We start from the raw sequence: 12,781 nt of genomic DNA on the forward strand, positions 1-12,781 counted from the left end.
CCTTATTGATCATATCCGGGGCTCTTATTGTCCAATAAACGCAATAACGCAGGCCATGCGATTGCACCACCTAGCCCTTTAGTTGCTATTTCTGTTTGTCCTTTAATCCCATCAATGATAGCGCTTGGCACTTGCACGAGTTGCTCGGTGTTTTGTGACGTACGGGTTTGCACAGCACACGCAGCTTCAAATACGTACATAAATAAAAATGCATCAGCAACAGTTTTACCTACTGTTAATAGGCCATGATTGCGCAGCATTAAAAAGTTGTTACTACCTAAATCATTAACTAATCGGTCTTGCTCAGCGGGATTTAGCGCAATGCCTTCATAGTCGTGATAACTTAACCCTGAATGCACCACAACAGCCTGTTGTGAAATTGGCAGTAAACCATCTTTATTAGCCGACACAGCTGTGCCATTTAGTGAATGAGTATGAATAACGCAATGGGCATCATTGCGCGCCATATGAATGCAGCTGTGAATATTAAATCCCGCAGGATTGACCGGGTATTCACTGTCGTGCAGCTTATTACATTGTTGGTCTACCTTGATAAGACTAGATGCAGTGATTTCGTGAAACATCATGCCGTAAGGATTGATCAAAAATTCGTTTTCAGTGTCTGGTACACGCATAGAAATATGGGTAAAAATCAAATCATCCCAGCCATACAATGCAACCAATCGATATGCGGCAGCAAGCTCAACACGGGCTTGCCATTCTTGCTCTGATACTGTGTTTTTTATGGTCATGATAGCTTCCTAAAATGGCACTTTACGAATAATAATGTCTTTAAACATCACCCAATCGCCTATGAAGCTATAAAATGGGTGCGTAAAGGTCGCTGGGCGATTTTTCTCAAAAAAGAAATGCCCCACCCAAGCAAAGCCATAACCCACAAGTGGGCATAAAATTAGCCAGCTATATTGCTGTTGATAAATAGCGGCAAACAAAATTGCCAAAACTAACCAACTGCCAAAGAAATGTAAGCGACGACAGACTTTATTTTTGTGTTCTTGTAAGTAGTAGGGGTAAAACTCTTTAAAGCTCGCGAACTCGCGTTTACTTGCTACAGTGCCCATATTGTTGTCTCCTTTGTTAATTACAGGTAAACAATAGGCTTTTATTTATTATTTTACTTGATAATATGGGTCATTAAATTGTTTTTGTGGGACATGTATGCGCACCCTATCAAGCTGGTGGCTTAGGGCTATGGCTGAGTCATTTAAGTGGCAAGGTTTGCCGATTAATGAGTTATTTGCACAAGCTAATATTCCGTTAGCCGATTTGAGCAGTCAAACAGCACGGTATCCACAGGCTAATGTCAGTACACTATGGAAACAAGCACAGGCTTTATTGCCCGATACGCATTTGGGGTTGTATGTAGGCAGTAATATGAATGTGCGTGCTATTCCTGTCGTTGGTATGGCCATCATTCAAGCAACACATTTGCTGAGTGCATTTCGACTGATTTTACGCTATCAAAAACTGATGGGAGATACCCATAATGTGTCGTTAATTGATCATGGTAACGAGTATGAGTTGCGATTTAACTTTAACGATGGTGAACGCGATATGTCCTTACTTAGCTATGAAGCGCCAATGGCATTTTGTTTAAAAATAGCGCGAACAGTAAAGGGAAAGGACTGGTGTCCAAGTCGAGTTTATTTACAACGTAAAGAGCCTAATGCCGAAATTAATGAACATTTTAACTGCCCAATTGAATATGGCGCTAAAACCCATAGCTTATTTTTTAGTGAATTAGTAGAAAGCCAGTCAGTTGTGTCAGGTCAAATTAAAATCACAACACAAACCAATGTCACAGATATTTTGCGCATTTTACTGGAAGAGCATTTAACCCAAGGACAAGTTAGTTGCAGTGTAATGGCGCACGCACTAAATGTGAGCGAGAAAACGCTGCAAAGGCGCCTTGCAAAAGAAGGCACGACTTTTAGTCAAGAATTAACCAAACTTCGACAACAAAAAAGTACTTCGCTTATAAGCGAAACAGACTTATCACTAACAGAAATTGCTTTTTTGTGTGGCTATTCAGAGGTTAGTGCATTTCATCATGCATTTAATCGCTGGTACGGCATGTCACCTAAAGCATATAAACAAAAAATAACAATAATCACCGAACCTTAGAGTCAAAGTATTTACGACAATCAGCGTTAATTTAGTGAGACTTTTAGAGTAGGAGAGAAGCAGCGTGGAATCTGTTAATGGTGTGCTTGAGTTTGATAGTCATTTAACTTAAAACAATAATAAAAGCTTAAATTGCAATTGCTTAACATTGACTTGTTATCTAAAATTGCAAATAAGACGCAAGGATGGCCTCTAACCTAAAAATCCACCATTAAAGTATGAGGTTTGCCACATGCGAAATCTATCGCTGCGGACTATTTTTATTAGTTTTGTATTAATTGCACTATTTGTTGTCACTGTGGTTAGTGCTTTAATCAACACCAGCCAATTTTCAGGGCTTTATTATCAACAAACTGAACAACAGCTTCTGCCTGATGCTGTGGGTAAAGTTGCTGCTGAAATTGATGCACAGATGCGTTACCCCATCTCTGTTTCAAAATCATTGGCAGGAAACCAAATTCTGCATACGTGGATGACCGAAGGTGAGAAAAACTCGCCTATCCATCAACGCGTAATGGCTTACTTTGCTGATTTACAAAAAAAGAGTGGTGCATCATCGGTGTTTTGGGTGAGTAAAAACTCGATGAGTTATTACACACAAGATGGCTTTTTTAAATCAATCTCACAAAGTGAGCCAAGAGACAGTTGGTTTTTTGATTTCATCCGCTCAGATAAACGCCAAGCGCTCGCATTAGATGTCAGTGAACAAGGTGGACACCTGACTCTATATGTAAATACTTTGGTTGAAATAGCAGGGCAACGTCTTGGTGTTGCTGGGCTTGGATATGATATTTCAGATATTTCTAGTATTGTCACGTCGCGCAAAATAGGCGAGCAAGGTTACTTATTTTTAATTGACGATAGTAAGCGCATTATTGCCCATGCAAATGATGCCTACATTGGCAAACCAGTTTCAGATGTAAGTTCATTGAGCACATTGCAGCAGCTAATGAAAAACCAACATGATGGTTTTATATTATCGCAAGTAGAACTGAGTGGTGAAGATGTTTACGCTGGGGTTATGCCAATTGAGGGGACAGGTTTGACCTTAGTTGCGATACAGCCAAAGCAAGAGATTTCCAGTGCGATTAATAAGGTTGTTTGGATATCTATTGTTGTTAGCGTTGTGCTTGCTGTTATCTTTTTGGTACTGACTCTGTATTTTGCGAATTGGTTAAGTAAGAAAATACGCGGTGTGGGAGACGAACTGCTCGGTATGGCCGGCCACGGTGGTGACTTAACAAAGCGTTTGGACGATAGCGTTGATAACGAATTGGGTCATCTTGCTAAGGGATTTAATGCAATTATAGGCAAAGTCGCTGAGCTCGTTGATGAAATCAGTGTTACAGAGCAAGCCATGCGTGAAGGCATTGATGAGCTAGCAAGTTTTGCAAACAAGACATTTACCGCAACTGATGACCAACGAGCCCAGACCGATCAAGTTGCGACAGCTATCACAGAAATGGGACAAACGATCAATGAAGTATCTGATATCGCCCATCGTACTGCTAACGACACCGAAGAGGCCGTAAAAGAAACCGTTGCAACGAATCAAAGCATGGCTGCGACCGCTCAAACTATGAATGAACTTAACGACATTCTGCTCACGGTTGATAAGAGTATCGGCGAATTTGCCAATCAGGCTGCAGAAATTAACTCAGTTGTTGAAGTGATCAATGCTATTTCGGAACAAACTAATCTGTTGGCGCTCAATGCTGCTATAGAAGCCGCCAGAGCAGGTGAACAGGGGCGTGGTTTTGCTGTTGTTGCAGATGAGGTGCGTTCACTTGCACAACGTACTCAAAAGTCGACATCAGAAATAAGAGAGCAGGTATCACGTTTACAAAGTTCTTCATTGCAATCACAAGAAGCGATAGCTGAAGGTACTCAAAGTAGTCAAAAGGTGACTGAGCTGACACATATTGCAGTGTCTGCGTTGCAATCTATTCAGCAAAAGTTTGAAGTTATTAGTCAAGGTAATCATCAAGTTGCTGCTGCGACTGAGGAGCAGGGCACAGTCGTTGAACATATCAATCAGTCGGCACATGATATTTCAGACAGTGCAACACAAATTCATGATAACGCAGAGCAACAACAACGTGGTACGCAAAGCTTATTATCGCGTGCACAGCACCTTAAAGATTTAGTGAGCCAATTTAAGGTGTGATTTGTCATTGTCATAAGTGTTAACCATTTCGTTGTTAACGCTTTACTCTCTTCTGTAGGTTGAACTCTTTTTAACTTATGAATTGCGCAAATAACTTTCAAAAAGGGCTAAGTACCTAAGTTTTTAGTGCGTTTAAGTGCTTCTCGTATTACAATTGCTACTTTATATCATTTCTTTATACAGCGAATAGGTTTTTCACTTCTTCATGACAGATATTACTACGCACCAAGCATCTAGACGCCGCTTGTTAATTGCCTTAGCAATAACATGCTCGTTTATGGTTATTCAAATCATCGGTGCCTACTTTTCAAACTCGCTTGCTGTACTTGCCGATGCTGGGCATTTATTTGTTCATAACAGCTCTTTATTTATTGCTTTGATCGCTTCAAGCATGGCGATTCATTTTGCAAAAAATTATAACGATGGTTACCAGCGTGCTGAACTGACAGGGGGCCTAATCAATGGCATTTTGTATCTGAGCATTAGTGTGATCATCTTATTTGAAGGGGGAGAGCGGTTTTTACACCATTCTGATGGACATGATTTACAGATTAATAGCTATTTAATGTCTGTGATTTCAGCGATTGGCTTCTTATTTCATGGTGCTGCTGCATGGGTTCTGTACAAAGGACGTAAAGCCAGTATTAATGTGTATGCGGTATTTTTGCACTCATTTTTTGACTTAATCTCTACAGTTTCTACTTTCTTTGCAGGTATTTTAATTCATTTAACTGGCTGGCCTGAAATCGATATCATCTCAAGTATGTTGATCGCTTCCTTTGTTTTGTTCACGGGAGTAAAAGTAATTACCCGCTGTATCAAAGGACTTATGGAAAACAAAAGTAAACTTCCAGATGTATCAGAGATAGAGCAAAGTATTGCCTCAGTTGAGCATGTACAAAATGTTCATAATGTTACAGTGGTACGCCATGACAAAGACATCGTGGTTGGTGCGCACGTGGTCTTAAAGCGCCATTGTACTGTTGAAAAGCATGATGAGGCGTGTCGCTTAAAAATTGAGACGCTCCTACGTGTGCGCTTTAATATCGAAAAAAGTGTTTTGCAGGTAGAAAGTCATGAATGTCACCATGTTAATTAAATTGGTAAAATGTTAATTTTTCTTTTAAGTTAAAGGTAGAACATATTAGTGGAATAGCGCCTTTGCTTAAAAATAAACCAGTATATTTTAACTTTATGACTGCGGTGCTTTTAGGATGCATCGCAGGTGTTGTTAATTTACTGCCTATTTGGTTTCTAGATAGCTCTGAATTTTTACTCGGTCAGCTTTTCGTTATCTTAAGCTTATTGCTTTTAGGCTGGCGATTTGCAGTTATCACCTTTATTTTGAGCACTGGATTTATCTTTTATCGATGGGGTCATGCATGGCCGTCCATTGTTTTTGCACTCGAATTAATTTATCTGCAGATAGTTTGTTTATCTAAAGCAAAGCCGGTTTTTCTCAGAGGGATGATGTTTTGGTTTGCTTTAGGGTTACCTGCATTGTGGGCCTTTGGGCACTTCTTCTTAGCTCTTCCTATTCTAACTATCGCAATTGCGTTGGCTAAATATTGCTTAAATGCCGCGATTTATCTTTCGGTTATCGACTTATTAAGTTTCTTTTTCAGCCGTTACTCTTGGCATAAACATTACTCGTCTCTTTATAAAATTTTAAATTACGTTGTTACCCTACTCGTTGTGTTAGTTGTTATTTTGACCTCAATAGTATTAACCAACAATCACTATGCACGGATTGAGTATGAGATAAATGCCCAATTAAAAGAAAAAGCTAAGGAGATCACACGTAATATTGATGCGCATCTTGATCATCACAAGAAGGGGGTTGTTCTAACTGCAAAAAGTATTGCTAGTGGTGTTCCTAAGCAAATTGCCCTCGAAAACATGGCGCATTTATACCCTGGTTTTAGGACACAAATCATCGTTGATGCGCTTGCTGATGTTACACATTTTTATCCTAAGTCATTAGCTGTCAGCCTACAGCAATCTAATATTCGCGCCAATGTTGCAGATAGAGACTATTTCATTAACGCCCCTAACAATCACAACGGCTACATATCAACAATCTTTAAAGGCCGGGGATTTGGCTCTTTACCTATAGTGGCTGTATCTGCGCCAATATACACCGATGGGATGTTTTCTGGTGTTGTAGAAGGTTCACTGATGTTTGATTATTTTGCTGGCTTGCGACCAAGTTTGTTTACGCACGAAGGTGAGTTATTAATACTTGATGCATCAAACAAGGTTGTTTATAGCACTTTAGATGATTTTACTGAGCTACAGCAACTGACAACTGATGAACTAACAACCTTTTCCGATGATACACGCTTTAAAATGTTTAATATTGAAAATGAGCAACAATTTTATGCTCGTGAGGCGCGTTCAAGTGAGCATAATTGGTTGGTTGTAACCATGCTTAATCGTCGTTATGCAAATGACGTTGCGGTCAGTGCATGGGGGCAATCTATTGTGATGATTATTTTTATTATCTTACTGACCAGTATTTTCATCACTCAACTTAGCCGCTGGCTTACTACGCCAATATTAAAGTTGGCAGAGCAAATAGATAAGTTTGATCCTGAAAATGCAATTACCAAAGCTCACTTACCCGAAACATGGTTAGAAGTAAGTCGATTGCAGGCTCAGTTTTCGAGTTTGGCAAATAAGCTTGCCTTGAGCTTTAGTCGCTTACATCACGCTAATCACGAAAATGAACAGCTTAATAATAAATTACAAGACTTTAACGCCAAACTCGAGCAGCAAGTAAATGATAAAACGAATGAGCTTGTTGAAGCGGTAAGGCTTGCCAATCAGGCTAATAGAACTAAGTCACAGTTTTTAGCAAATATGAGTCATGAAATACGTACCCCACTCAACGGCATTTTAGGGATGACGCAACTGTTGTTAGATAACCAAACCTTACCTGAGACTGAGCGTGAAGAGTTGGCGATGATACATCAAAGTGCTAATAATTTACTGCTGATTTTAAATGACATTTTAGACTTTTCAAAAATTGAAGCTGGGGCGCTTAAATTAGAGTATCGGGCTGTTGAAATCAAAGCTTTGCTTAGTCAACTCGCCAAGGTGTTTAGCAATACAAGTGTTAAGCCGACAGTAAAGTTCAGCTTGTCTATTGCAGACGACATTCCAAATTATATTAGTTTAGATCCATTAAGGTTTAGCCAAGTCGTTAATAATATTTTGAGTAATGCGGGTAAGTTTACAGAAACTGGTGAAATTTCATTAAACTGTACTATTGAAGAGCCGTATTTAGTTATTCGAGTGCGTGATACCGGTATTGGTATTTCAGCTGAGCAGCAAGCTAAACTATTTAATGAATTTACCCAAGCAGATATTTCAACTACCCGTAAATACGGTGGAACGGGTTTAGGCTTAACAATCAGCCAGCGTATTGTGGAGTTGATGAGCGGTACGTTATCACTGGAAAGTCAACAAGGCCAAGGTAGTGAATTTACAATTAAAGTGCCTATTGTGCAAAGTGACGCAAAAGTAATGCAAAGCCAAAATGTACAAAAACCTGATTTAAAAGGGATCCAAGTTTTAATTGTTGAAGATAATCCTATAAATCAAATTGTCCTTAAAAAAATGATGTTAGATACCTCGTGTTCATTGCATCAAGCTAATGATGGTATTGAAGCGCTTGCGCACTTAGAAAAGTCTGATGTAGATATCATTCTAATGGATTGTCAGATGCCAAATATGGATGGTTACCAATGTACTCAAAAAATAAAACAAAACCCTGAACGTTATGGTGATGCAGTCATTATTGCTATCACTGCAAATGCGTTTGAAGAAGATCAAAAGCGTTGCTTGGTCGCGGGAATGGATGACTTTATATCTAAACCAATAAACAAAGATGAGCTTTATCAGTGTTTAAATAAGTGGCTTACAACTCGTTTAAACGATCTACAATAGCTTGAATGGTACTTTCTTTGATTAGATCTTCAGCTTCCATTGGCTTTGCAAAGTAATAGCCTTGTAAATCATCACAACCCATATTGCGTAAAAAGTTAATCTGCTCAAGTGTTTCAACACCTTCGGCGATACAATACAAGCCTAGGTTCACGGATAAGGCGTGAATGGTCTTAATGATTGATTCATTACTGTTATCAGAACCAATGTTACGTACGAAACTTTGGTCAATTTTTATGACATCTATCGGGAATTGGTTTAAATAGGTTAGTGACGAGTAACCAGTTCCGAAGTCATCAAGTAACAACTTAAAGCCTGCATTTTTGAGTTTTTGCAGTTGTTTTGATGCTTTGTCTTTGTCTTCGAGTAGCGTGTTTTCTGTGATTTCAAGACGCAGCTGAATAGGTTTAACTAGATGATTGTTGAGGATCATTAGCAAACGTTCAGTTAAGTTTGACTTTAGAATATGGGTGGGCGACAAGTTCAAAGACAAGTAAAATTTTGGGTTGGCACGCAGTATAGGTTTTAGCTCTGTCAGTGCTCGGTCAAGTGCTTGCTCGGTCATTAAATCAATCAAACCAATTTCTTCTGCAATAGGAATGAACTCTGCAGGAGACACATAGCCTTGTACGGTCTTCCAGCGCATTAGAAGTTCTGCACCATTAATGGTTTTCGTGTTTGCATTGACAATAGGTTGATAATTGTTGAATAAAATATCGTCTTTGAATGCGTCTTTTAACGCATTTTCTAGCAATAACTTTTTAGTTAACTGGTTATTCATTTGCTCAGTAAAGTATTTAAAGTTATTTCTGCCAGATTGTTTGGCATGCATCATAGCAATATCTGAATTTCGAATGAGATCATCTGCTGTTTTTGCATCGAATGGGTAAAGTGCTACGCCGATACTTGCTGATATATTGATAGAAAAATCATCAATGATTACTTTATTGGCAAGCTCTTTGGTGAGCTTTTTAACTAGCTCACTCAATGCTTGAGGAGATTGTAAATCTTTAACAAGCACTAAAAATTCGTCACCACTTTGACGGCCAACGAGCGCACTTTGTGGCAGTATCTGTTTAACTCGTTGTGTTACATTACATAACAGTTGGTCGCCGACAGCATGACCAAATGAGTCATTTACAGGTTTAAATTTATCTAAATCAATGAATAACAAAGCGGCTAACTTATTGTGCTTTTTAGCGCGATTAATGCTGCTATTGATTTTTGCATACATTAAGGTACGGTTTGGTAGCCCAGTCAAAGAGTCGTAATTTGCTAAATATCTTAACTCATCCTCAGCGCGTTTTTGTTCCGTTAAGTCAGAAATCACGATGACGTAATAGTTAATCGTTTGACTGTCTTTAGCAACCGCTGTGACACTAATATGCACTGGATGCGAAGCATTTTTTAAGGTGCGAATAAAGGCTTCTGTTTTCCAGTTTTGCTTGGGTTTGAGTGTTTTTAAAATACTTACATATTCAAAGTATTTAGTTCGACCTATCGCGTTGATAAAGTCTCTCGTTGTTAAGTCAGCAATATTTGCTGGTGTTGCGAATGTTTCGCTAAAACTGGCGTTTGCAGAAAAAGGCATGAGTGTATTATCTAAAATAAGCAGCCAATCATTAATTTGACTAAAGGCTTCTCCAAGTACACTTGCTTGCTGGGCATTAGCTCTTTGTTCGGTGATATTAGTGTAAAAGCCCGCAACCTTTAAGGGGCCGCCTGTCTCATTCGTTTCTACTACCCGGCCAACATCTTCATACCAAAGCCAATCGCCATTATTATGTTTTAAACGATAGGTAATATTCCACTGTTGTTTGTTGGCTTCTTTTAAGAACAACTGCCATTTATTGATAACATAATTGCGATCGTGTGGGTGAATTAAGGCAATAAAGTCTTTAATCGCTATGCGGTCTTTGAACTCATTATAGCCAAGTTCAGCCGAAAAACGGTTGGTGTAGAGTATGTCATTGTCTAGATTGATCTCCCATACGCCACTTTTGTTACTGCTTAAGGCAAGCTCTGTTTGTTGTTGTGATTTTAAAACCTCAACATGAGCACGACTGATCGCTTGTTGGCGAGCTCGATATTGCCAAAAGATGATCAGTAATATTGTGAAAATAATTACGCCATATGAGGTCTTTGCTATGGGGGATGTCCAAGGGGCGTGAGCGACATTAAAGCGCAGTTGCCTTGTTGCTGAAATAGCCTCACTGATTTCTGATGAAGACGAAATCGATAAAACGTAATCACCGGGAGGTAATTTTGTAAAGAAAACTTCATTGGTCTTTAATTTATCGTATTGCAACGATGTTGGGCCATCCAGCGTAACCTTATACAGTGTCTTATCTTTATTAATGGTATCAAAATTAGAAAAACTCACACCTAAGCCCATATCTTCTGAGGTGATCTGCAATGGTGAGTTTACATACTTGTAAGGATGATAATTGAGCTCTCGCGATAGTAATGATACATCCGTTATTTCGGTCGTGATGTTACCTATTTCTACAGCAGATGATAAGAAGTCTTCGGGAGCTGCGATAAGTACACCACGGGTAGAGCCAAAAGCAATCTCACCGTTATCGAAAGTCGTATCTGCGTCGAAATTGAACTCATTAACAGCTAGACCATCTCTTATAAAATAGCTATCGAGCGCAAGTGAACTCAAATCTAAACGATATAGACCATTTTGTGTACTCATCCATAAAAAGCCGAAACGATCAATTTGAAGACCGAATACTGATTTAGCTTTTAAACCTGATTGACGATTAATGCGGTGTTTTATTTCGTATGTATCTGCATCAATACCTATTAACCCTTCATCAGAAGAGGCGAGCCAAAGTATATTGTTATAATCAATCACCCAATCATGGATGGTCGCAAAAGCTAATGGGTTAAAGTTTGTAGCCTCGTAGACAAGCGTGAGCTTTTGCGTGCTTTCATTATACCTAAACAGCTTACTAGACATACTGATTAGGTACTCGTCAGGGTGAGTTGATAGAGGTTTTAAAAATGTGTAAGTGTTCGCTGCCTCTAGCTGTTCTTTTAATCCTTTTATAGGGCTAAGTTCACCTGACTTACCATTGTATTTGTAAAAATTTTCTTCATCTACAAATGCAAACTGGTCTGGTCCCATGGTATGAAAACCCCAATTAGGCGTTTTAGTAAGCGCCTCGATTGTTTCTGGGTCACCTTTTAGTTGCACAAGCTTGCCTGTTTGTTTATCAAATAGGCCAAGCCCTATGTACTTCATTAACCATAAAAAGCGGTTATTGCCATTAAGTTCGGCTTTAGCTATTCCATAAATCCCATGTTCACCATGGAAAGCTTTTTCATCATTGCTTACTAAATAGGGCGTTAGCTCTTTGTTGTTTTGGTTATACTTTATAAGGCCATTATCAGTGCCTATCCACAACACATCATCTTCTTGTAATACGGTCCATACATTATTGTTATAGCTATATTGAGGTGTTTTTAACTCAATATGCTTAAACCGCCTTGCTAGTGTTGACCATGTAAACACCCCTTGCGAGCGCGAAGCAAGCCAAAGCAAGCCAGTTTTATCAACCATCACATCAGGTATGGTGTTATCAGTCATCAAAAACTTACTTTGGTCGAAGCTTAGGATAAAGTCGATAGCTAAAGATTCACGGTTGAACTCATACAATCCTTTTTCGGTGACAATATATTCACCAAATGAACTTGCAGAATAGTCCCAAATATTTAACTGAGGAATTAAGAGATTGACCTTTTCAAATGCAAGTAAACGATTAGCGTTAAAGGGAATATCATACATTCCTTCAACTGTACCAACGAGTAAGCCTAGTTGAGGGTCAACATGAAGAAGTTTGACGTTTCTATTATCTTCGGTGATATTTTTCTTCTCGGTGAGCGGGATATGAGAAACATGGTCATCCGCTAAGTTTTTAGAAAAGAGCCCCGTGGATGTCCCTATGTATAAAAAGCTATCGTAAATTGTTAGCGCACGAACAATATGTTCTTCTTTATTGATTGAAAACTCATGTAAAAACTTTTTCGACTGCTTATTGTAAGAGTAAACGTGCTGAGAGATTGCAAAATAATAAAAATTATCATCTTCTGTGATAGCTAAAATCGGTGAAAAGTAGGGATCTTCTGGATTGAGTTTGCCTGAATATATTTTTTCGACTTTTAGAGTCTTTGGATCAATAAAAAACGCCCCAGAAAACTCCGTACTCACAAATATTTTACCGTTTTGTGTTTTGGCTAGAAATGTTATTTGGCGTTGATCGAGAATATACTCACCAGCAAAAGAGCTTACTTTATAGCCATCATAACGGTTTAAACCTTGATAAGTACCAATCCATATAAAGCCCAGATCATCTTGAACAATTTTAGTTACGCTACCTTGTGTTAGGCCTTCATCGGTAGAAATGCGTTGGATTTGCAGTGCATAGTTTTGTGCAAACGCAGTGGGAATGAGCGCGGAAAAGACAAATAAGAAAACAAAAAGAAAACGTTTAGGCACTGACTGATTAACCC

At 38.9% G+C, this 12,781-nt stretch carries 7 protein-coding genes; 4 read left to right on the forward strand and 3 right to left on the reverse strand.

Features of this window, described 5'->3' with window-relative positions; genetic code table 11:
• Positions 1-2: 2 nt before the first annotated feature.
• Positions 3-752, reverse strand: a complete 750-nt coding sequence (locus QL229_RS08350; RefSeq protein ID WP_135926919.1) for a class II aldolase/adducin family protein — start codon at positions 750-752, stop codon at positions 3-5.
• A 9-nt stretch (positions 753-761) separates the two neighbouring features.
• Positions 762-1,082 carry an Mpo1-like protein gene (locus QL229_RS08355; protein ID WP_135926920.1) on the reverse strand — a complete coding sequence of 107 codons (321 nt, stop codon included), beginning with the start codon at positions 1,080-1,082 and terminating at the stop codon, positions 762-764.
• Between the two features lie 97 nt (positions 1,083-1,179).
• Here QL229_RS08355 and QL229_RS08360 point away from each other — a divergent pair, with 97 nt between their 5' ends.
• The 4 genes from QL229_RS08360 to QL229_RS08375 all read left to right on the forward strand — a co-directional run bounded on the left by QL229_RS08360 (position 1,180) and on the right by QL229_RS08375 (position 8,263).
• The gene (locus QL229_RS08360) at positions 1,180-2,145 is read left to right on the forward strand and encodes an AraC family transcriptional regulator (RefSeq protein ID WP_138557771.1); all 966 of its coding nucleotides are present in this window, start codon (positions 1,180-1,182) and stop codon (positions 2,143-2,145) included.
• Between the two features lie 232 nt (positions 2,146-2,377).
• A complete protein-coding gene (locus tag QL229_RS08365; RefSeq protein ID WP_138557770.1) occupies positions 2,378-4,312 on the forward strand; it encodes a methyl-accepting chemotaxis protein in 1,935 nt (644 codons plus the stop codon).
• 205 nt (positions 4,313-4,517) lie between these two features.
• The gene (locus QL229_RS08370) at positions 4,518-5,411 is read left to right on the forward strand and encodes a cation diffusion facilitator family transporter (RefSeq protein WP_135926923.1); all 894 of its coding nucleotides are present in this window, start codon (positions 4,518-4,520) and stop codon (positions 5,409-5,411) included.
• Positions 5,412-5,473: 62 nt separating this feature from the next.
• Positions 5,474-8,263 carry a response regulator gene (locus QL229_RS08375; protein ID WP_240704574.1) on the forward strand — a complete coding sequence of 930 codons (2,790 nt, stop codon included), beginning with the start codon at positions 5,474-5,476 and terminating at the stop codon, positions 8,261-8,263.
• On the opposite strand, the gene QL229_RS08380 is transcribed toward QL229_RS08375, so the two are convergent.
• Positions 8,235-12,767 carry an EAL domain-containing protein gene (locus QL229_RS08380; RefSeq protein WP_281546766.1) on the reverse strand — a complete coding sequence of 1,511 codons (4,533 nt, stop codon included), beginning with the start codon at positions 12,765-12,767 and terminating at the stop codon, positions 8,235-8,237. The two genes, QL229_RS08375 and QL229_RS08380, sit on opposite strands and share 29 nt — an antisense overlap.
• Between the last annotated feature and the right edge of the window lie 14 nt (positions 12,768-12,781).

Origin of the sequence: Pseudoalteromonas sp. PAR1 (assembly GCF_947311895.1) — a bacterium.
GTDB lineage: Bacteria > Pseudomonadota > Gammaproteobacteria > Enterobacterales > Alteromonadaceae > Pseudoalteromonas > Pseudoalteromonas lipolytica_C.

What these genes read in the sequence shown, in the direction of transcription:
- QL229_RS08355 (WP_135926920.1), bottom strand. Translation starts at nt 1,082, where the DNA reads ATGGGCACTGTAGCAAGTAAACGCGAGTTCGCGAGCTTTAAAGAGTTT.
- QL229_RS08365 (WP_138557770.1), top strand. Translation starts at nt 2,378, where the DNA reads ATGCGAAATCTATCGCTGCGGACTATTTTTATTAGTTTTGTATTAATT.
- QL229_RS08370 (WP_135926923.1), top strand. Translation starts at nt 4,518, where the DNA reads ATGACAGATATTACTACGCACCAAGCATCTAGACGCCGCTTGTTAATT.
- QL229_RS08360 (WP_138557771.1), top strand. Translation starts at nt 1,180, where the DNA reads ATGCGCACCCTATCAAGCTGGTGGCTTAGGGCTATGGCTGAGTCATTT.
- QL229_RS08350 (WP_135926919.1), bottom strand. Translation starts at nt 752, where the DNA reads ATGACCATAAAAAACACAGTATCAGAGCAAGAATGGCAAGCCCGTGTT.